This window comes from Pseudomonas sp. Pseusp10 (genome assembly GCF_059492225.1).
In genome coordinates this window covers 574,525-594,367 of the sequence record NZ_CP168528.1, presented here as the reverse complement: position 1 = coordinate 594,367, position 19,843 = coordinate 574,525, and the positions used below count along the sequence as shown (strand labels likewise).

The following is a 19,843-nucleotide window of genomic DNA, read 5'->3' as shown; positions in this document are numbered from 1 at the left end:
CAGTTGAATAGGGGCAGAACCGCCCCTATACTCTGCGCGCATTTTGTCGGCACAAATTATGCCAAGTTATTGAATTTCGGCAGCCGACCATTGGAGAGCAAAAGTGATGGAAACCCGCACGCCAAACCGCTTGCCGTTCCATCGCCTGGCAGTTTTTCCGGTGTTAATGGCTCAATTTGTCGTTCTGCTCATTGCCGCTTTGGCGCTCTGGCAACGGTATGGAGTCGTTGCCGGGTACTCGGGACTTTGCGGGGGCCTGATAGCCTTGCTTCCCAATGTTTATTTCGCTCACAGGGCATTTCGGTTTTCCGGCGCCCGGGCAGCTCAAGCCATCGTCCGGTCATTTTATGCCGGCGAGGCGGGCAAACTGATTTTGACGGCGGTGCTTTTTGCATTGACGTTCGCAGGTGTGAAGCCATTGGCGCCGCTAGCTGTATTCGGCGTCTTCGTGCTGACCCAACTGGTCAGCTGGTTCGCTCCCCTGCTGATGAGAACAAGACTTTCGAGACCTTAGGGCGTTTGAGGCAACCATGGCAGAAACAACCGCTTCGGGCTATATCCAGCACCACTTGCAGAACCTGACCTTCGGTCAGCTCCCTACCGGCGGCTGGGGCTTTGCCCACACCGCAGCAGAAGCCAAGGAAATGGGCTTCTGGGCTTTCCACGTCGATACCCTCGGCTGGTCGGTCGCATTGGGTCTGATCTTCGTTCTTCTTTTCCGCATGGCGGCCAAGAAAGCGACTTCGGGTCAGCCAGGTGCTTTGCAGAACTTCGTTGAAGTTTTGGTCGAATTCGTCGATGGCAGCGTGAAAGACAGCTTCCATGGCCGTAGCCCGGTGATTGCACCGCTGGCACTGACCATCTTCGTCTGGGTGTTCCTGATGAACGCCGTTGACCTGGTACCGGTCGACTGGATTCCTCAGCTGGCCATCCTGATCTCCGGCGACCACCATATCCCGTTCCGCGCCGTGTCGACCACCGACCCGAACGCTACTCTGGCCATGGCCTTCACGGTGTTCGCGCTGATCATTTTCTACAGCATCAAGATCAAGGGCCTCGGCGGCTTCATCGGCGAGCTGACTCTGCACCCGTTCGGCAGCAAGAACATCTTCGTTCAAGCCCTGCTGATTCCGGTGAACTTCCTGCTGGAATTCGTGACCCTGATCGCCAAGCCGATCTCCCTGGCTCTGCGTCTGTTCGGCAACATGTATGCCGGCGAGCTGGTGTTCATTCTGATCGCTGTGATGTTCGGCAGCGGCCTGCTCTGGCTGAGCGGCCTGGGCGTTGTTCTGCAGTGGGCGTGGGCTGTGTTCCACATCCTGATCATCACCCTGCAGGCGTTCATCTTCATGATGCTGACCATCGTCTACCTGTCGATGGCGCACGAAGAAAACCATTAAGACCAGTCTCGACTAGTCTGATGTCCTTCCCGGTCAAACGGGAAGGGGCTCTTCACGGGGCCTCTGAAACGATTTGTTTTACCGCTTTAATCTAAAAAACCTAAACCATACGACGTAAAAGTCGGGAGGAAAGATGGAAACTGTAGTTGGTCTAACCGCTATCGCTGTTGCACTGTTGATCGGCCTGGGCGCACTGGGTACCGCAATTGGTTTCGGCCTGCTGGGCGGCAAGTTCCTGGAAGGCGCAGCGCGTCAGCCAGAAATGGTTCCAATGCTGCAAGTTAAAATGTTCATCGTTGCCGGTCTGCTCGACGCCGTAACTATGATCGGTGTTGGTATCGCTCTGTTCTTCACCTTTGCGAACCCGTTCGTTGGTCAAATCGCTGGCTAATTACTCGGATCTTCCGGGTAATTTGGTGTGATGGACAACGTAACTGCGAGGTGTTGGCGTGAACATTAATGCGACCCTGATTGGCCAGTCCGTTGCGTTCCTGATTTTTGTACTGTTCTGCATGAAGTTCGTATGGCCTCCGGTCATTGCGGCACTGCACGAACGTCAAAAGAAGATCGCTGATGGTCTGGACGCTGCCAGCCGAGCAGCTCGTGACCTGGAGTTGGCCCAAGAGAAAGCGGGTCAGCAACTGCGCGAAGCGAAAGCTCAGGCAGCTGAAATCATCGAGCAAGCCAAGAAACGCGGTAATCAGATTGTCGAAGAGGCTGTTGAAAAAGCCCGTGTCGACGCTGACCGTGTGAAGGTTCAGGCTCAAGCCGAGATCGAACAGGAACTGAACAGTGTCAAAGACGCGCTGCGTGCCCAAGTGGGCTTGCTGGCAGTCGGCGGCGCCGAGAAGATCCTGGGTGCCACAATCGATCAAAACGCGCACGCAGAGCTGGTTAACCAACTGGCTGCTGAAATCTAAGCGAGGGCGATCATGGCAGAACTGACCACGTTGGCCCGACCTTACGCTAAGGCGGCCTTCGAGCACGCTCAGGCCCACCAGCAACTGGCCAATTGGTCAGCCATGCTCGGCCTGGCAGCACTGGTGTCGGAAGACGACACCATGCAGCGTGTGCTCAAGGCCCCGCGACTGACGAGCGCAGAAAAGGCCGCCACGTTCATTGACGTGTGCGGCGACAAGTTTGATGTGAAGGCACAGAACTTCATCAATGTCGTTGCCGAAAACGACCGTCTCCCGCTGTTGCCGGAGATCGCCGCTCTGTTCGACCTGTACAAGGCCGAGCAAGAGAAGTCGGTAGACGTTGAAGTGACCAGTGCTTTCGCATTGAACCAAGAACAGCAAGACAAACTCGCCAAGGTTCTCAGTGCACGACTCAACCGGGAAGTGCGCCTGCAAGTTGCGGAGGACGCTGCCCTTATTGGTGGTGTCGTCATTCGCGCCGGCGACCTGGTTATCGATGGCTCGATTCGCGGAAAAATCGCGAAACTTGCCGAAGCATTGAAATCTTGAGTTTGAAGGGGCAGCAGAGCAATGCAGCAACTCAATCCTTCCGAAATAAGTGAAATTATCAAGGGCCGCATCGACAAGCTCGATGTGACCTCCCAAGCCCGTAACGAAGGCACTGTCGTCAGCGTATCTGACGGTATCGTGCGGATTCACGGTCTGGCCGACGTAATGTACGGCGAGATGATCGAGTTTCCGGGCGGCGTCTTCGGTATGGCCCTCAACCTGGAGCAAGACTCCGTAGGTGCCGTTGTATTGGGCGCATACCAGTCTCTGGCTGAAGGCATGAGCGCCAAGTGCACTGGCCGCATCCTGGAAGTTCCGGTTGGTAAGGAACTGCTGGGTCGCGTAGTCGACGCACTGGGTAACCCTGTTGACGGCAAAGGTCCACTGGGCAACACCGAGACCGACGCGGTCGAGAAAGTTGCTCCAGGCGTGATCTGGCGTAAGTCGGTAGACCAGCCTGTACAGACTGGCTACAAGGCTGTCGATGCCATGATCCCTGTCGGCCGTGGCCAGCGTGAGCTGATCATCGGTGACCGTCAGATCGGTAAAACCGCTCTGGCGATCGACGCGATCATCAACCAGAAAAACAGCGGCATTTACTGCGTCTACGTAGCGATCGGTCAGAAACAATCGACCATCGCCAACGTGGTTCGCAAGCTGGAAGAAAACGGCGCCCTGGCCAACACGATCATCGTGGCTGCCAGTGCTTCGGAATCTCCTGCGCTGCAATTCCTGGCACCGTACTCCGGTTGCACCATGGGTGAATTCTTCCGCGACCGCGGTGAAGACGCGCTGATCGTTTATGACGATCTGTCCAAGCAAGCAGTGGCTTACCGCCAGATTTCCCTGCTGCTGCGCCGTCCACCAGGCCGTGAAGCTTACCCAGGCGACGTGTTCTATCTCCACTCCCGTCTGCTGGAGCGCGCATCCCGCGTTTCGGAAGAGTACGTAGAGAAGTTCACCAACGGTGCAGTGACCGGCAAAACCGGTTCCCTGACTGCACTGCCGATCATCGAAACCCAGGCTGGCGACGTTTCCGCGTTCGTTCCGACCAACGTGATTTCCATCACCGACGGTCAGATCTTCCTGGAATCGGCCATGTTCAACTCGGGCATCCGTCCTGCAGTTAACGCCGGTGTTTCGGTATCCCGTGTGGGTGGTGCCGCTCAGACCAAGATCATCAAGAAGCTGTCCGGTGGTATCCGTACCGCTCTGGCTCAGTACCGTGAACTGGCGGCATTCGCCCAGTTCGCTTCTGACCTGGACGAAGCGACCCGTAAGCAACTTGAGCATGGTCAGCGCGTTACCGAGCTGATGAAGCAGAAGCAATACGCACCAATGTCGATCGCCGACATGGCGCTGTCGCTGTATGCCGCTGAGCGTGGGTTCCTGACTGACGTTGAAATCGCCAAGATCGGCAGCTTCGAACAAGCGCTGATTGCTTTCTTCAACCGCGATCACGCCGACTTGATGGCGAAGATCAACGTGAAGGGTGACTTCAATGACGAAATCGACGCTGGCATGAAAGCCGGTATCGAGAAGTTCAAGGCCACCCAAACCTGGTAAGCCGCAGCGGGAGCCGCAAGGCTCCCGCTTGCTAACCTGATAGGTGTTACATGGCAGGCGCAAAAGAGATTCGCAGTAAGATTGCGAGCATCAAAAGCACGCAAAAAATTACCAGCGCCATGGAAAAAGTGGCGGTCAGCAAAATGCGCAAGGCACAAATGCGCATGGCTGCTAGCCGTCCTTATGCGGAGCGCATCCGCCAGGTTATTGGCCATCTGGCCAACGCTAACCCGGAATATCGCCACCCGTTCATGATCGACCGTGAAGTAAAGCGCGTCGGTTATGTCGTAGTGAGCAGTGACCGTGGTCTGTGTGGTGGCTTGAACACCAACCTGTTCAAGGCTTTGGTCAAGGACATGGCGGTAAACCGCGAAAACGGCGTCGAGATCGATCTGTGTGTAGTGGGTAGCAAGGGTGCGGCCTTTTTCCGCAACTTCGGCGGCAACGTCGTAGCAGCTATCAGCCACCTGGGTGAAGAGCCGTCGATCAATGACTTGATCGGCAGCGTCAAGGTGATGCTGGATGCCTACCTGGACGGCCGTATTGACCGCCTGTCCGTGGTATCCAACAAGTTCATCAACACCATGACGCAACAGCCTACCGTGGAGCAATTGATTCCACTGGTGGCAACCCCGGATCAGGAACTCAAGCACCACTGGGACTATCTCTACGAACCGGATGCCAAAGAGCTGCTTGACGGCTTGATGGTCCGCTACGTTGAGTCGCAGGTCTACCAGGCGGTGGTCGAGAACAACGCGGCTGAACAAGCTGCGCGGATGATCGCGATGAAGAACGCTACCGACAACGCCGGTGATTTGATCAGCGATTTGCAGCTGGTCTACAACAAGGCGCGTCAGGCTGCGATCACCCAAGAGATCTCGGAAATCGTCGGCGGCGCTGCCGCGGTTTAACGGTTCAAATATTCAGAGGATCCAGCTATGAGTAGCGGACGTATCGTTCAAATCATCGGCGCCGTTATCGACGTGGAATTCCCACGCGACAGCGTACCGAGCATCTACAACGCGCTGACAGTACAAAGCGCGGCCGGGACCACCCTGGAAGTTCAGCAGCAGCTGGGCGACGGCGTGGTTCGTACCATTGCGATGGGTTCCACCGAAGGCTTGAAGCGCGGTCTGGAAGTTACCGACTCTGGCGCAGCCATCTCCGTACCGGTCGGTAAAGCGACTCTGGGCCGGATCATGGACGTTCTGGGCAACCCGATCGACGAAGCTGGCCCTATCGCCACTGAAGAGCGTTGGGGCATTCACCGTCCAGCGCCTTCGTTCGCTGAACAAGCAGGCGGCAACGACCTGCTGGAAACCGGCATTAAGGTTATCGACCTGGTTTGCCCGTTCGCCAAAGGCGGTAAAGTCGGTCTGTTCGGTGGTGCCGGTGTAGGCAAGACCGTAAACATGATGGAACTGATCCGTAACATCGCCATCGAGCACAGCGGTTATTCCGTGTTCGCCGGTGTGGGTGAGCGTACTCGTGAGGGTAACGACTTCTACCACGAGATGAAGGACTCCAACGTTCTGGACAAAGTGGCACTGGTTTACGGTCAGATGAACGAGCCGCCGGGTAACCGTCTGCGCGTAGCTCTGACCGGCCTGACCATGGCCGAGAAGTTCCGTGACGAAGGTAACGACGTTCTGCTGTTCGTCGACAACATCTATCGTTACACCCTGGCCGGTACTGAAGTATCCGCACTGCTGGGCCGTATGCCTTCGGCAGTAGGTTACCAGCCGACCCTGGCTGAAGAGATGGGCGTTCTGCAAGAACGTATCACTTCGACCAAGGAAGGTTCGATCACTTCGATCCAGGCGGTATACGTACCTGCGGATGACTTGACCGACCCGTCGCCAGCGACCACCTTCGCCCACTTGGACGCTACCGTCGTTCTGTCCCGTGACATCGCTTCCCTGGGTATCTACCCGGCGGTCGATCCACTCGACTCGACTTCGCGCCAGCTGGACCCGAACGTGATCGGCCAGGACCACTACGACACCGCTCGCGGCGTTCAGTACGTTCTGCAGCGTTACAAAGAACTGAAGGACATCATTGCGATCCTGGGTATGGACGAGCTGTCGGAAGCCGACAAGCAGTTGGTAAACCGTGCTCGTAAGATCCAGCGTTTCTTGTCGCAGCCGTTCTTCGTGGCTGAAGTCTTCACCGGTGCATCGGGTAAATACGTTTCCCTGAAAGACACCATTGCTGGCTTCAAAGGCATCCTCAACGGTGACTACGACCACCTGCCAGAACAAGCGTTCTACATGGTTGGCGGCATCGAAGAAGCGATCGAGAAAGCCAAGAAACTGTAATCCCGGCGCCCGGCAACGGGCGCTAATTTAGGTTGAGGCAATCAGATGGCTATGACAGTCCATTGCGATATCGTCAGCGCGGAAGGAGAAATCTTTTCCGGGCTGGTCGAGATGGTGATTGCGCACGGTGCACTGGGTGATCTTGGTATCGCCCTGGGTCACGCGCCGCTGATCACTAATCTGAAGCCAGGTCCGATCCGCCTGGTCAAGCAGGGCGGGGAAGAGGAGGTGTATTACATCTCCGGTGGTTTCCTCGAGGTTCAGCCGAACATGGTCAAGGTTCTTGCCGACACCGTGCAACGTGCTGCCGACCTGGACGAAGCCGCAGCTTTGGAAGCCGTCAAGGCTGCCGAGAAAGCCTTGCATGAGCGAGGCGCGGAATTCGATTACGGTTCTGCTGCCGCACGTCTGGCCGAGGCTGCAGCTCAGCTGCGCACCGTCCAGCAGATCCGCAAGAAGTTCGGCCACTAAGGCTGCACTTGTTGTGTGATTGATTAAAAAGGGTAGCCTCGGCTACCCTTTTTTCTTTTCCGATTTTTACAACCTGGTCGCAGCCGCTGACCACCCAGGATTGGTAGCCAGTCATGTCTCTTGAAATCGTTATTCTCGCTGCTGGCCAAGGCACGCGCATGCGTTCCGCTTTGCCGAAAGTTTTGCACCCGATTGCCGGCAACTCCATGCTCGGCCATGTTATCCACAGCGCCCGGCAACTTGATCCACAGCGTATCCACGTGGTGATCGGTCATGGTGCCGATGCAGTGCGCGAACGCCTGGCGGCGGATGACCTGAACTTCGTTCTGCAGGATAAGCAGTTGGGTACCGGTCACGCCGTTGCTCAAGCCGTGCCGTTCATTCAGTCCGACACCGTGCTGGTGCTCTATGGTGATGTGCCGTTGATCGAGGTCGATACCCTGCAACGTCTGCTCAAGCAGGTGGGGCCAGAGCAATTGGCCTTGCTGACCGTCGAGCTGGATGACCCGACCGGTTACGGCCGCATTGTTCGTGATGTGCAGGGCAAGGTCACGGCCATTGTCGAGCAGAAAGATACCAATGAAGCCGAGCGCAAGATCACCGAAGGCAATACCGGCATTCTGGCGCTACCGTTTGCCCGTCTTGGCGACTGGATGAGCCGACTCTCCAATAACAACGCCCAGGGCGAGTACTACCTGACCGACATCATTGCCATGGCAGTGAGCGATGGTCTGGTAGTGGCCACCGAGCAACCGCACGACGCCATGGAAGTGCAGGGTGCCAATGACCGCAAGCAGCTTTCTGAACTGGAACGGCATTATCAATTGCGCGCCGGTCGTCGTTTGATGGCTCAAGGTGTGACGCTGCGCGACCCGGCACGATTCGATGTGCGCGGAGACGTGACAGTGGGCCGCGACGTGCTGATCGACATCAACGTGATCCTCGAAGGCAAGGTCATCATCGAAGACGACGTGGTGATCGGCCCGAACTGTGTGATCAAGGACAGCACCCTGCGCAAAGGCGTGGTCATCAAGGCCAACAGCCATATCGAAGGTGCCATTCTGGGTGAAGGCAGCGATGCCGGCCCGTTCGCGCGTCTGCGTCCAGGTACCGTGCTGGAAGCCCGGGCGCATGTGGGTAACTTCGTCGAGTTGAAAAACGCGCACCTGGGCGAAGGCGCCAAGGCCGGTCACCTGACTTACCTGGGCGATGCCGAAGTCGGGGCGCGCACCAACATTGGTGCTGGCACCATCACCTGCAACTACGACGGCGCCAACAAGTGGAAAACCGTGTTGGGCGAAGATGTGTTCATTGGTTCCAACAACTCGTTGGTGGCGCCTGTGGATATCCTCGCCGGTGCGACCACGGCGGCCGGCTCGACCATTACCTCGACTGTGGATAAATCCCAGCTGGCCATCGGCCGTGCTCGTCAGAAAAACATCGACGGCTGGAAGCGACCGGAGAAGATCAAGAAAGGCTGAGTTATCCACAACTCTCTTGTAGGAGCGAGCTCGCTCGCGATGGACGTGAACGATGACGCATTCTTTCTGGAAAAATGCGTAGCTCTCTTATTTCTCGCGAGCAAGCTCGCTCCTACAAGTTATCCACAGCTCTTTTTGTCGCATGGCGCTTGACGAAGTTTCGCCGATAGGTTTTGATTGCTTCCGTTATCTTTCGAATCGAAACTTACCAGCTCATGTCGAAGCGCAACACACCTCAACGTCGTCACAACATCCTCGCCTTGCTCAATGAGCAGGGCGAAGTCAGTGTGGATGAGTTGGCCAAGCGCTTCGAAACGTCTGAAGTTACGATTCGCAAGGATCTGGCGGCACTTGAAAGCAATGGCCTGTTGCTGCGTCGTTACGGCGGGGCGATCACCATGCCTCAGGAACTGGTCGCGGACCTTGGTCAGCCGGTTTCCAAATACAAACAAGCCATCGCCCGTGCCGCCGTCGCGCGGATTCGCGAGCATGCGCGCATCATTATCGACAGTGGCAGTACCACCGCCTCCATGATCCCGGAACTCGGCCAACAACCCGGCCTGGTGGTGATGACCAACTCGCTGCATGTCGCCAATGCCCTGAGCGAACTTGAGCACGAACCGGTGCTGTTGATGACCGGTGGTACCTGGGACCCGCATTCCGAGTCCTTTCAGGGGCAGGTTGCCGAGCAGGTACTACGCTCCTACGATTTCGACCAGCTGTTTATCGGTGCCGATGGCATCGATCTGGTTCGCGGTACAACCACCTTCAACGAACTGCTCGGACTGAGCCGGGTCATGGCCGATGTCGCCCGCGAAGTGGTCGTGATGGTGGAGGCCGACAAGATCGGCCGCAAGATTCCCAACCTGGAGCTGCCATGGAGCAGTGTCCATACCCTTATTACCGATGAACGCCTGCCGCTTGAGGCTCGCGATCAGATTCAGGCCCGCGGCATCACTTTGATTTGCGCGGCTGTCAGTCAGGAGAAATAGCATGTGTGGAATTGTCGGCGCAGTCGCAGAACGTAACATCACCGCCATCCTCGTCGAAGGCCTGAAACGTCTCGAATACCGTGGGTATGACAGCGCTGGCGTGGCGGTCTACACCAACGATGAAAAACTCGAGCGCCTGCGTCGTCCGGGCAAGGTCAGTGAGCTGGAGCAGGCGTTGGCCGCCGAGCCGCTGGTCGGTCGCCTGGGCATTGCCCACACGCGCTGGGCCACCCACGGTGCACCGTGCGAGCGCAATGCTCACCCGCATTTCTCCGGTGACCTGGCGGTGGTGCACAACGGCATCATCGAAAACCACGAAGCCCTGCGTGAACAACTCAAAGCCTTGGGCTATGTGTTCACCTCGGACACCGACACTGAAGTCATCTCCCACCTGCTGAACCACAAACTCAAGGATCTGCGCGATCTGACCGTGGCCCTCAAGGCGACCGTCAAAGAGTTGCACGGTGCGTACGGCCTGGCGGTGATCAGCGCGCAGCAACCGGATCGCCTGGTGGCGGCCCGCAGCGGCAGCCCGTTGGTGATCGGCCTGGGCCTTGGGGAAAACTTCCTGGCATCCGACCAGTTGGCCCTGCGTCAGGTCACCGACCGTTTCATGTATCTGGAAGAAGGCGATATCGCTGAAATCCGCCGCGACAGCGTGCAGATCTGGGACGTTGACGGCCAGGCTGTCGAGCGCGAAGCCGTGCAGTATCGCGACGGCGCGGAAGCCGCTGAAAAGGGCGAGTTCCGCCACTTCATGCTCAAGGAAATCCACGAGCAACCGTCCGTGGTGCAGCGCACGCTGGAAGGTCGCTTGAGCCAGAACCAGGTGCTGGTACAGGCATTCGGCCCGCAGGCCGCCGAGCTGTTCGCCAAAGTGCGTAACGTACAGATCGTCGCGTGTGGCACCAGTTACCACGCCGGCATGGTTGCGCGTTACTGGCTTGAAGAGCTGGCCGGCATTCCTTGCCAGGTCGAAGTCGCCAGCGAATTCCGCTACCGCAAGGTGGTGGTGCAGCCGGACACCTTGTTCGTGACTATTTCCCAGTCCGGTGAGACCGCCGACACCCTGGCCGCGCTGCGCAACGCCAAGGAACTGGGCTTCCTCGCCAGCCTGGCGATCTGCAACGTCGGCATCAGCTCGCTGGTGCGTGAATCCGATCTGACCCTGTTGACCCAGGCCGGTCGCGAAATCGGTGTGGCTTCGACCAAAGCGTTCACCACGCAATTGGTTGGCCTGTTGTTGCTGACGCTTTCCCTGGGCCAGGTTCGTGGCACTTTGGCCAAAGGCGTCGAAGCGACGCTGGTCGAAGAACTGCGTCGTTTGCCAACCCGTCTGGGCGAGGCGCTGGCCATGGACGGCACCGTGGAAAAAATCTCCGAGCTGTTCGCCGAGAAACACCACACGCTGTTCCTCGGCCGTGGCGCGCAATTCCCGGTGGCGATGGAAGGGGCACTCAAGCTCAAGGAAATCTCCTACATCCACGCTGAAGCCTATCCGGCCGGCGAGCTCAAACATGGCCCGTTGGCGCTTGTGGATAACGACATGCCAGTGGTGACCGTGGCGCCGAACAACGAGCTGCTGGAGAAGCTGAAGTCAAACCTTCAGGAAGTCCGCGCCCGTGGTGGCCAGTTAATCGTTTTCGCCGACGAGAAGGCCGGCATGACCAACGGTGAAGGCACTCACGTGGTGCACATGCCGCACATCCACGACATCCTGTCGCCGATTCTCTACACCATCCCGCTGCAGCTGCTGTCGTACTACGTTGCTGTGCTCAAAGGTACCGACGTTGACCAGCCGCGCAACCTGGCGAAGTCGGTTACTGTGGAATAAGTTATCCACAACGAAAAGCCCCTCTTGTAGCTTTGGATTAGTCAGCACGCTTAGGATGCTGCGCGGCGGATATGGCTGAGCCGAAGGGACGCCGCGTCCCTTCGGCTCAAACTACTGCGCAACCGGGGCGCGCACGAGTGAGATAGCTTCCTCAAGTCACAATTGCCGCCGCATTGATGATGGCGACATCGACGGCGTTGTACAGATCGACTTCCGTCTGTTGGGTCTTGATCGAAACGACCAGGCTGTATCTCACGTCATCGTTGAAGCGCCGCTGTTTGACCAGTGTTTTCCACCACCCCGGGGCTGGATAAATGCCGATCATCCCCAATCCCGCCAGATCAGAGGCAGGCCCTCGCCAGATGTCAGAGTGGAGCGACCCCTTGTGGCGCCCTCGTGTACCTATCAGCCAGCGCGGATCTGAAGGACTACTCAGGTAGGGGTTTTCATCATCTTCTTCTCGGGCTCGCTTGTTGATGCGGTGACGGAACACGGTCGCATCCTCGCCAGATCGACTGACCTCGAATCGCAACCCGTGGGATTCATATCGATAGCGCCCTTTGAGCCCGCGTTCCGCTACACCTGGATTCGGCTCAATAAAGTAAGACAGGGTTACTCGCATCTCGACATCCTCGTTTCCGAGATTCAGCAACTCCTGCTGGGGCCATGGAAGTAAATGAAGATGCATGTCACGAGCTGTTGCGGGTTTAGATCCCTGCCTGGTGAATGGGCGAAGAGAGTCTTCTACCACCAATGTCAGAGAGTTGGATGCACTCCACAGTGCTCGCCCGATATCGGGGACACCAAAACCACAGGTGCGAACCAGTGCTTCATAGTCTGACTTGGCGTCGCCGGCCAGAAAGTCGGCTTTCATCCGCTCCGTCCACTCGGCGGAATGCACCACTAACGCGCGTACCGTCTCCGGCCAAAGCTCTGGATATGCAGAAGAGATTTGGGCAGCCATACGAGAGGCGAGTGCGGATGCGGCACTGGTGGCCCATGTGGTGGTGAACAGGCGATTCTGCGGTTGATGTGACGTTGTCAGGAGTGAAAGAGAGGTGTGGCTAAAAATGCCGTGAGCGTCCCGAACCAGATTTCCTCCCTCGAAGACGACATCCGGTTTCAACGGCCAAGGTGTTCTCGTCCAAGTACAAGACGTGGTGCTGTAAGGGCTGAGGCTGCCATTGGCAGCAAGAACAGATTCTCCCGGAATCACCGGATCCAGCGTGACCTTCTGGGTATACGCACCCACGCATATCGCGTTCCATGATTGGCCGGGGTCATGAATACCATCGGATTGATTGCTGAAGGGATAACGAACGTATTGTTCCGCGTTGGCATTTCCAGCGGAAACGATCATCAGACGTGGCTGTGCCCGCCCACCCAGTGCATCGGAGGTCAGAAGATCCACCGCTGCCGACCAGGCCGAAGGTCGGCCTCTGTCACGATCATCAAGGCTTGTGATAGCCATGCTGAACACGCGCTGCTTGTCGGGTTGAATAATTTCTGGCCGCGCTACTGCGTTCATCGTCAACGAACCATAAGATTCGCGCTGGTAGCCCTGCGCGCCAGGTAACAGCTTTACGGACTCGATTCGGTGGGAAATGGACACCGGCCCCGGTGCCGACAGTGGATCAACCAGATCGCCGTAGAGGGCAACCCCGGCAAGGCCGGTGCCATGGCCTACATCATCCTGAACCCCCCAGTCGTCATCAACAGTGTGCAGATCTGCCATCCCGATATGGTTGCACAGCAGGGGATGACCAGAGTTCACACCGGTATCAATCAGGCAGATACGAACGCTGTTATCGTCGCCACCGGAGGTGCGCTCTAGCAGCTCGTCAGCCCATTCGCGTTGTTCGGCAGGACTAAGTGCATCGAAGAACTCCGCCGTTTCCTTGGCTCGGCGAATTTCAGCAACCTCATTGAGCAGTGCCATCGATGCGGTGATGGCCGCTTGTGTGCCGTACACGTTGATGACCGTTCGCTCTGGAAAAATCAGCGCTTCATGTGAAATCTGGAACTCAAGCACCTCCGCAATCGTACGGAATCGCTGAAGAACGGCGGCTTGGTTGTCGCGGGCGGGCAACCAGAACTCCCACCAGATCGGCTCATCAGGAGAGCTTGGAAGAGCCTCTGGGCTGTCAGTCCACAGTGCACTGAATGTTGCAGTTCGGATTTCAAGAATGGGATTTAGAAGAGGGGAATTACGCGGAATGCCTTTACTGGTGTTGACGCGCAGGTACTGCGTCACCAGACCTTCAAACGCGCTCAGCTTCCCGTCTGGAACGAAGACCGTCGCGAAATGAGTTTGGGTGGCTCCGTCGTAGCGAACGTTCAACAACTCAATTCGCTGCTGGCCTCGGGCTAATCCCTCAAATGCCAGTTCAAAGCCTGGCTCACTTACAAACTCAAGCTGCAAGCCAAAACCGCCGTCTTGGCCTTCAGAGCGTTGCAGTTGAACCGCTTGCACCATCTGTGTTCCGAACTGCTCCAGCTGGCTCAGCAGTCTCGCGCCATGTCCTGTCCGGTCACGTCGAGGGTAGACGGGATCTCGGGTCGGGGACGCGGTTGACTGGTACCGTTCCGGCCGCCCTGTATGTTGTAAGTGAAAGTGTCGTCGCTGCCCTGCGTTCGGTTCCGTCATCGAAAAGCTCTACCGGCTTATAATCGTTGTTTTCCGTGGAAAGCCTTACGTTCTTCGAGATGCTTTGCCACGTCCCTAGCGTCTACATCGACGCGATCATGAATGATCGCGTCCTTAATGGCGTCATCTGCTGCCCGAACCAGTTCTGCGTAGCTCAGGCCACTCGCTACAGTTGTGAGCTTATCCCAGCTTTTTATCGATTTCGAAAAATTGACGAGCCGCGTTTTCAGCACGGCTTGGATCTGTTCCTGATTAGGCAGCCCGTACTCGATAACATCATCAAAGCGCCGGAACAAGGCATAGTCGAGAATTTCCGGATGGTTCGTTGCTGCAATGATCAAGCTATTTGACTGGTCTTGCTCAATCATCTGCAAAAAGCTGTTGAGCACCCGACGAATCTCACCAACGTCATTGGCCAGGCCACGCTGAGATCCAATCGCGTCAAATTCGTCGAAGAAGTAGATCCCCCGAGTATCTCGAATGGCGTCGAAAATCTGCCGAAGCTTGGCCGCTGTTTCACCCATGAACTTGGTAATCAGGCTATCAAGGCGCACGATGTACAATGGGATGCCGAGTTCTCCGGCCAGGGCGGAAGCGGTCATTGTTTTACCCGTTCCAGGTGGGCCGACCAAAAGCAACTTACGGCGAGGTGAGAGACCGTGGGCACGTATTTTTTCGAAGTTGCGTTGCTCGCTGATGATGCGGGCAAGCCGGCCATGCGTGGCGTCGTCCAGAATCATTTCTGAGAAACGAGTCTGTGGAAGAGCAACAGATAGCAGATTGCTCAGTTCCCCTCTGGGCTGACCGATGGGAACCGGTTGGGCAGACGGCATTAGCTTTCGCTTGGACTGGGCAGAGTCGATCAGCGTGCGTAAATCCTCAGCAAGCTTTCCATGTCCTTGCTTGGCCTCGTGTGCAGCCATCTGCATGGCAACGGCAAGGAAATGACTGTCATCTCCTTTGATGTGTGAGCGCAAAAGCGCTTTTAAATGCTCGCCGCTAGCCATGTTTTTCTACCTTTTTCATCCAATTAGTTTAATCGCTAAGACCTGTTGATACCCTTAAGTACGCCGTTAAATGTGTGGCCGTTGGTCAGTAGCGCCGCCTCCATTGCGTAATCCACCGTAGATGTCGGCCTTGCTGACAGCAATAGCCATCCAGGTGGGTAGACTAGCCCGAACAGAAGAAAGAGCCTCCCATTGGGAATCTGAAAGCTGGCTATGAAGCTGTGACGCAGTATGCTCAGCGCAATCTGCTCCCATCCAGGCCAATGCTCGAACCGCATCGCCGGCCCTTGTACTTCCCAGTGCCAACATCCAATAAGGTGCATGTTGCAGTGAGGCCTTTGCCGCGCCCACGGTCAGCTGTTTGCTACGGCCTGTAGTTAGAAAAGTCACTTCATCCGGAACTCGCGAGATCAGTCCAAACGATTTTGCAGCTACAGCGCCACTACCTGTAATCGCCACCTTTCCCTTCGCAGCAATCGACAGTGCGACAGCCTCTGTCCGCGAAACTTGCGTTTCCGCTTCCCCCTGTGCGGGAGCAACGTAGATACCACGGGCGACGCGCAAGAGGCTTCCGGCCTTGGCCAAACGCGAAAATGCCTGATCCACGGCGGCTCGACTACCCAAATGCAGAAACTCCTTTGGGCTCAGTACGTGGCCTTTAGGCAGGGCGTGGCTTCTTTCCAAAATCACTACAGGTAGAGAGGGCATCGATAGGTTCGCTTGATGGCTATGTCAGATATTTAATACTTTATCTGACATCCACTCAAGACGTTATTTGTACACCGTCGACCCATTAGCCTTTCGATGGTGTAGAAGGCAGAGCTAGAACGGGTTCTCGAACGAGTCTCCTGGACGGGATCCTCAAGACCCCGCCATCAATCTGACAGGAATAGAAATCGAGCGCTGCCTGATGGGTGTGCTGATGGGCGTAGCCTGGCAGGACGCTTCTATCTCAGGTTTATCAGGTTTCTAGCAGTGATCTTCTGTCGCATCCCATTTCCGAGCAGGACAAGGGATTGTTTCTAGGAGAGCGTAATTCGCCGTTGCCGCCGCGTGTCCAGCAAATACACCATCACACAGGCATACAAAGTCACCAGAATGAACAGCCCCATGCGTATGGCGAAGGCGGTGTAGACGTCCTTGCCCGCTGCGCTGTCCTGTACCGATTGGCCGAGCAGAATGATCAGGGTCGCCAGGCTGTTGAGCCAGAAACTCGGTGGTTGTCGAGTCATGGCCAGGCCGTAGAGTTTTCTGGCCACCAGCAGGCCGAACAGCAACATCCATAGAAAGAACATCCACAGGTTGACGAACAGGCTCAACGCGCACCAGAAAAGAATCGCCATCAGGCCGCCGAGCAGGGTTGAGCCGAGCAATTCCTGGCCGGCGGTGCGGGCGCTGGTCGCGCAGCTTTGTTGGCCGAGGCTGACGGCTTTCATGATGATCGGCAGGTAGCTGGCCGGGTCGACCATGGCCAGCAGGAACGTCGGCAGCACCACCAGCGTGGCCCGTAGCGCCAGCCAGCTGCTTTCGCTGGGCGTAAGGCTCGGGCCGGGTTTTGCTGCGGGGGCACTGGCAGGGTCGGGAAACAGCCAATGGCTGATGGTCAGTGTCGTGACGGCCAGGAACAGTCCCTTGACCAGGGCCACGATCACCTCCAGTGCCAGGGCGAATTCAGCGGTTCCGGCCGCACTGATCAAGGTCAAGCCCACCACCAGGAACGTCGCCACCAACGGGTTGCCGCCGCGCAGGCCGTAACCAAACGCCATGAACAGGCACAGCCCGACCAGCAAAACGCCGCTAAGCGGGTAGTAACGCAGCAGAGGAATGAGCAGCAGGCCGGTCCCGGTGGTCAACATCAGGATCAGGATCAGACCCAGGCTGGCCTTGAACGGCAACGGTCGGTTCATTGCCGCCAGCATCATCAGCGCCAGCATCGGCGCGAGGAACGGGATGGGCAGGGCCAGACCGAAGCTCGCCGCCAGGCACAGCGCCGTGCCGAAGCCCAGGCGCAAGGCGCGCTGAACCCGGGCCGGGCGCTCAATACGCATAGGACATCCAGCTCATCAGACGCAGGAACAGGCGACCCAGAATATTCAGCGGGTTACCTTCACTCGGGAACGCCATGACTTCGGCTTGCCCGCCGGACCGGATACCTTGTGGGCTGGTCAACTCGCCGGGCTCGAACTCGATGATGACCGGAAAGCGCTGGGCAGGGCGTAGCCAATCGCGGCTGTTCTCCACTTTCGGCAGGCTGCCCGGCTGGGTGGTCTGGCCGACATCGACGCCATAGCCGACGCTGCGCACATGGCCTTTGAAAATTTTCCCTGGCAGGGCGTCGAGAACGATGGACACCGGCGTCCCGGGCTGGACGCTTCCCAGGTTGTTTTCGGTCATGTCGGCGCTGATCCACACATCGTGGATGGCGATCAGAGTCATCACCGGAGCACCGGCGCTGGCGAACTGGCCGACATCGGTGCGCAGATCGGTGATCAGGCCGGCCGAGCGCGCGTGGACCTTCGTATTGCTCAAGTCCAGCTCGGCTTTTTCAAGGTTGCTGGCGGCGCTGAGCATCTGGGCGTTGTCTTCTTCATTACCACCCTGTTGTTCCCGTGCCCGTTGCACTTCGGCCTTGGCTGCAGCGACCTGGCTGATGGACTCTTCCAGAGTGGCGCGGGATATCTCCAGGCGTCGCAGGGAGATGGTGCCCGGGTCTTCGCGGTACAGGCGTTCAAGCCGCTGGATGTCCTGGCGTGCCTTGAGCTCGTTGGCCTGGGACGCGCGCAGGGACGCTTGCTTGGAGTCGACGCCGGCGGTGTTGGCGCCCACCTGGCGACGGGTCGACTCAAGGTCGGCACGGGCGCGATCGACGGCAATCTGGTACTGCTCTGGATTGACTTCAAACAGCAATTCGCCGGCCTTGACGTCCTGGTTATTGCGTACATGCACCTTGGTCACCCGGCCCGATACCTCTGCCGCCACCGGCACAATGAAGGCCTGCACCCGTGCCTGTTGCGTGTAGGGCGTGTAGCGATCGGCCAACAGGTACCAGACCAGGCTCAGGATGATCAGCAACACCACCCAGTTGATCGCTTTTCTGGCCGGGTCGGCGGGTACCGAGGCGTTCTCGACCGGTTGTTGGCTGTCAGTCATGGGCACTTTCCTTCGGTTCGTCGAGCAGATCGCCCCAATCGGTCCGTTGTTGCATCTGTTGGCGGGTGGCCGGGTCGATCATCGGTCGGTCGCTGTACCAGCCACCGCCCAGGGCCTTGTACAGGGCAATCAGGCTGTTGACGGCGGTGCCACGGTTGACCAGGTAGATATCCTGCTGGGCAAACAGGGCGCGCTGGGCATCCAGCACGCGCTGGAAATCCGAATAGCCTTCGCGGTATTGGGCATTGGCCAGGGTCACCGAACGTTCGGCGGCCACCGATGCTTCGCTGAGGATCTGGTCGCGCTCCAGCGCCTTGATCAAGCCGGTCGCGGCATCGTCGGCCTCGCGCGCGGCCTGGCGCACGCTGTCCTGGTAGATAACGATCAATTGCTGCAAGCGGGCATCCTGCACGCGGACATTGTTGGTGATCCGGCCATGGTCGAAGATGTCCCAGCGCAGACTGGGGCCGGCCACCAGGTCGAGGGTATTGGATGCACCGTTGAGCGAGCTGGCAGACCAGACGATGCTGCCCAGCAGACTGATGGAGGGGTACAGGTCGGTCTCGGCCACACCGATCAACGCCGACTGCGCCGCCACTTGCAACTCGGCAGCGCGAACATCGGGGCGCCGCACCAGCAGGTTGGCAGGCACATCCTGCAAGACCGCGGTATCGAGCAGTGGCACCACCCCGGTGTAGCGATCAAGATCAGGGATCGTGCCGGGTGGCTGGCCGATCAGGGTGGACAACGCATTGCGCAAGCTCGCCACCTGGCTTTCGAAATCCGGGATGGTACTCAGGGTGCCCAGGTACTGGGTCTTGGCTTGTTGCAGATCGAGTTCGGCTTCGGCCCCGCTTTTGAACAGGCGCTCGGTGATCTCGAAGCTGCGTTTTTGCAATGCAGCGTTACTGCGGGCGATGTGCAGGCGCGCCTCGGCGGTGCGCAAGGCGTAGTAGGTTTGCGCCAGCTGCGCGTGCAACAGCACCAGGGCATTTTCATAGTTGGCCTGGGCGGCAAACCAGGACGCGTCGGCTGACTCGATGGCACGGCTGAAACGCCCCCAGAAATCCAGCTCCCAACCAATATCGAAACCGGCGCTGTATTGCCAGAAATGCGTGTCCTGAGGGTTGGTACCGCCCGATTGTCGACGGTTCAGGTAGAGGCTGTCGGCGCTGGCCTGCTGCAATTGCGGGTAGCGTCCACTCAGGGCGATACCCAATTGCGCGCGGGATTCCATGACCCGCAGGCCAGCAACCAGCAGGTCAGCGTTGTGGGCATCGGCTTCGGCGATCAAGTGGTCCAGCACCGGGTCGTCGAACACGCGCCACCATTGACGGCTGTCCGGTTGCGCCCGTTTTTGCCCGGCGATTTCCAGGGTCGGGCTGTTCCAGTGTTCGACCCAGGGCTGGGCCGGTGACTGGAAATCCGGGCCCAGTTGCACGCAGCCACCCAGAACGACAGTGCCACAGAGCAGCAGCCGGCTGATGCGAGCAGGGCATGGCATCAAG

The 19,843-nt window shown here is 57.9% G+C and carries 18 protein-coding genes; 12 read left to right on the top strand and 6 right to left on the bottom strand.

Features of this window, described 5'->3' with window-relative positions; genetic code table 11:
- Positions 1 to 106 precede the first annotated feature (106 nt).
- The 12 genes from ACEN8Z_RS02720 (at position 107) to glmS (ending at position 11,531) form a co-directional block, all read left to right on the top strand.
- Positions 107 to 514, top strand: a complete 408-nt coding sequence (locus ACEN8Z_RS02720; protein WP_007985054.1) for a F0F1 ATP synthase subunit I — start codon at positions 107 to 109, stop codon at positions 512 to 514.
- A 16-nt stretch (positions 515 to 530) separates the two neighbouring features.
- Positions 531 to 1,400: a F0F1 ATP synthase subunit A gene (gene atpB / locus ACEN8Z_RS02715; RefSeq protein ID WP_008002323.1), complete on the top strand. Its 870-nt coding sequence runs from the start codon at positions 531 to 533 to the stop codon at positions 1,398 to 1,400.
- A gap of 133 nt (positions 1,401 to 1,533) precedes the next feature.
- Positions 1,534 to 1,791, top strand: a complete 258-nt coding sequence (gene atpE, locus ACEN8Z_RS02710) for a F0F1 ATP synthase subunit C (protein ID WP_003097235.1) — start codon at positions 1,534 to 1,536, stop codon at positions 1,789 to 1,791.
- A gap of 58 nt (positions 1,792 to 1,849) precedes the next feature.
- Positions 1,850 to 2,320, top strand: coding sequence for a F0F1 ATP synthase subunit B (locus ACEN8Z_RS02705; RefSeq protein WP_007934339.1), 471 nt, complete (start codon positions 1,850 to 1,852; stop codon positions 2,318 to 2,320).
- Between the two features lie 12 nt (positions 2,321 to 2,332).
- Positions 2,333 to 2,869 (top strand): F0F1 ATP synthase subunit delta, encoded by a 537-nt coding sequence (locus ACEN8Z_RS02700; RefSeq protein ID WP_008002325.1) that lies wholly within the window; start codon positions 2,333 to 2,335, stop codon positions 2,867 to 2,869.
- Between the two features lie 21 nt (positions 2,870 to 2,890).
- Positions 2,891 to 4,435, top strand: a complete 1,545-nt coding sequence (gene atpA / locus ACEN8Z_RS02695) for a F0F1 ATP synthase subunit alpha (protein WP_008045678.1) — start codon at positions 2,891 to 2,893, stop codon at positions 4,433 to 4,435.
- A gap of 50 nt (positions 4,436 to 4,485) precedes the next feature.
- Positions 4,486 to 5,346: a F0F1 ATP synthase subunit gamma gene (gene atpG / locus ACEN8Z_RS02690; RefSeq protein ID WP_007934344.1), complete on the top strand. Its 861-nt coding sequence runs from the start codon at positions 4,486 to 4,488 to the stop codon at positions 5,344 to 5,346.
- A gap of 27 nt (positions 5,347 to 5,373) precedes the next feature.
- Positions 5,374 to 6,753, top strand: coding sequence for a F0F1 ATP synthase subunit beta (gene atpD, locus ACEN8Z_RS02685; protein WP_008002330.1), 1,380 nt, complete (start codon positions 5,374 to 5,376; stop codon positions 6,751 to 6,753).
- 45 nt (positions 6,754 to 6,798) lie between these two features.
- On the top strand, positions 6,799 to 7,224 hold the full coding sequence (locus ACEN8Z_RS02680; protein WP_007985046.1) for a F0F1 ATP synthase subunit epsilon: 426 nt from the start codon (positions 6,799 to 6,801) through the stop codon (positions 7,222 to 7,224).
- 113 nt (positions 7,225 to 7,337) lie between these two features.
- On the top strand, positions 7,338 to 8,705 hold the full coding sequence (glmU, locus tag ACEN8Z_RS02675; RefSeq protein ID WP_495596698.1) for a bifunctional UDP-N-acetylglucosamine diphosphorylase/glucosamine-1-phosphate N-acetyltransferase GlmU: 1,368 nt from the start codon (positions 7,338 to 7,340) through the stop codon (positions 8,703 to 8,705).
- A 215-nt stretch (positions 8,706 to 8,920) separates the two neighbouring features.
- On the top strand, positions 8,921 to 9,697 hold the full coding sequence (locus ACEN8Z_RS02670) for a DeoR family transcriptional regulator (RefSeq protein ID WP_008002334.1): 777 nt from the start codon (positions 8,921 to 8,923) through the stop codon (positions 9,695 to 9,697).
- Between the two features lies 1 nt (position 9,698).
- On the top strand, positions 9,699 to 11,531 hold the full coding sequence (gene glmS / locus ACEN8Z_RS02665; protein ID WP_442096435.1) for a glutamine--fructose-6-phosphate transaminase (isomerizing): 1,833 nt from the start codon (positions 9,699 to 9,701) through the stop codon (positions 11,529 to 11,531).
- 151 nt (positions 11,532 to 11,682) lie between these two features.
- Here glmS and ACEN8Z_RS02660 read toward each other — a convergent pair whose 3' ends face one another.
- The 6 genes from ACEN8Z_RS02660 to ACEN8Z_RS02635 all read right to left on the bottom strand — a co-directional run bounded on the left by ACEN8Z_RS02660 (position 11,683) and on the right by ACEN8Z_RS02635 (position 19,839).
- Positions 11,683 to 14,178 carry a S8 family peptidase gene (locus ACEN8Z_RS02660; RefSeq protein WP_495596697.1) on the bottom strand — a complete coding sequence of 832 codons (2,496 nt, stop codon included), beginning with the start codon at positions 14,176 to 14,178 and terminating at the stop codon, positions 11,683 to 11,685.
- Positions 14,179 to 14,195: 17 nt separating this feature from the next.
- A complete protein-coding gene (locus ACEN8Z_RS02655; RefSeq protein WP_495596696.1) occupies positions 14,196 to 15,185 on the bottom strand; it encodes an AAA family ATPase in 990 nt (329 codons plus the stop codon).
- A gap of 66 nt (positions 15,186 to 15,251) precedes the next feature.
- The gene (locus ACEN8Z_RS02650; RefSeq protein ID WP_495596695.1) at positions 15,252 to 15,893 is read right to left on the bottom strand and encodes a DUF6088 family protein; all 642 of its coding nucleotides are present in this window, start codon (positions 15,891 to 15,893) and stop codon (positions 15,252 to 15,254) included.
- 314 nt (positions 15,894 to 16,207) lie between these two features.
- On the bottom strand, positions 16,208 to 17,233 hold the full coding sequence (locus ACEN8Z_RS02645) for a DUF2955 domain-containing protein (RefSeq protein ID WP_495596694.1): 1,026 nt from the start codon (positions 17,231 to 17,233) through the stop codon (positions 16,208 to 16,210).
- On the bottom strand, positions 17,223 to 18,335 hold the full coding sequence (locus ACEN8Z_RS02640; protein ID WP_495596693.1) for an HlyD family secretion protein: 1,113 nt from the start codon (positions 18,333 to 18,335) through the stop codon (positions 17,223 to 17,225). Before ACEN8Z_RS02640 ends, ACEN8Z_RS02645 begins: the two co-directional genes overlap by 11 nt.
- The gene (locus ACEN8Z_RS02635; protein WP_495596692.1) at positions 18,328 to 19,839 is read right to left on the bottom strand and encodes an efflux transporter outer membrane subunit; all 1,512 of its coding nucleotides are present in this window, start codon (positions 19,837 to 19,839) and stop codon (positions 18,328 to 18,330) included. Before ACEN8Z_RS02635 ends, ACEN8Z_RS02640 begins: the two co-directional genes overlap by 8 nt.
- Between the last annotated feature and the right edge of the window lie 4 nt (positions 19,840 to 19,843).

Bases quoted from the DNA above. Each gene is read 5' to 3' on its own strand.
- ACEN8Z_RS02670 (WP_008002334.1), top strand. From the start codon at position 8,921: ATGTCGAAGCGCAACACACCTCAACGTCGTCACAACATCCTCGCCTTG.
- ACEN8Z_RS02680 (WP_007985046.1), top strand. From the start codon at position 6,799: ATGGCTATGACAGTCCATTGCGATATCGTCAGCGCGGAAGGAGAAATC.
- glmS (WP_442096435.1), top strand. From the start codon at position 9,699: ATGTGTGGAATTGTCGGCGCAGTCGCAGAACGTAACATCACCGCCATC.
- atpE (WP_003097235.1), top strand. From the start codon at position 1,534: ATGGAAACTGTAGTTGGTCTAACCGCTATCGCTGTTGCACTGTTGATC.
- atpB (WP_008002323.1), top strand. From the start codon at position 531: ATGGCAGAAACAACCGCTTCGGGCTATATCCAGCACCACTTGCAGAAC.
- atpG (WP_007934344.1), top strand. From the start codon at position 4,486: ATGGCAGGCGCAAAAGAGATTCGCAGTAAGATTGCGAGCATCAAAAGC.
- atpA (WP_008045678.1), top strand. From the start codon at position 2,891: ATGCAGCAACTCAATCCTTCCGAAATAAGTGAAATTATCAAGGGCCGC.
- ACEN8Z_RS02650 (WP_495596695.1), bottom strand. From the start codon at position 15,893: ATGCCCTCTCTACCTGTAGTGATTTTGGAAAGAAGCCACGCCCTGCCT.
- ACEN8Z_RS02645 (WP_495596694.1), bottom strand. From the start codon at position 17,233: ATGCGTATTGAGCGCCCGGCCCGGGTTCAGCGCGCCTTGCGCCTGGGC.
- ACEN8Z_RS02660 (WP_495596697.1), bottom strand. From the start codon at position 14,178: ATGACGGAACCGAACGCAGGGCAGCGACGACACTTTCACTTACAACAT.
- ACEN8Z_RS02640 (WP_495596693.1), bottom strand. From the start codon at position 18,335: ATGACTGACAGCCAACAACCGGTCGAGAACGCCTCGGTACCCGCCGAC.
- glmU (WP_495596698.1), top strand. From the start codon at position 7,338: ATGTCTCTTGAAATCGTTATTCTCGCTGCTGGCCAAGGCACGCGCATG.
- ACEN8Z_RS02635 (WP_495596692.1), bottom strand. From the start codon at position 19,839: ATGCCATGCCCTGCTCGCATCAGCCGGCTGCTGCTCTGTGGCACTGTC.
- ACEN8Z_RS02655 (WP_495596696.1), bottom strand. From the start codon at position 15,185: ATGGCTAGCGGCGAGCATTTAAAAGCGCTTTTGCGCTCACACATCAAA.
- ACEN8Z_RS02720 (WP_007985054.1), top strand. From the start codon at position 107: ATGGAAACCCGCACGCCAAACCGCTTGCCGTTCCATCGCCTGGCAGTT.
- ACEN8Z_RS02700 (WP_008002325.1), top strand. From the start codon at position 2,333: ATGGCAGAACTGACCACGTTGGCCCGACCTTACGCTAAGGCGGCCTTC.
- atpD (WP_008002330.1), top strand. From the start codon at position 5,374: ATGAGTAGCGGACGTATCGTTCAAATCATCGGCGCCGTTATCGACGTG.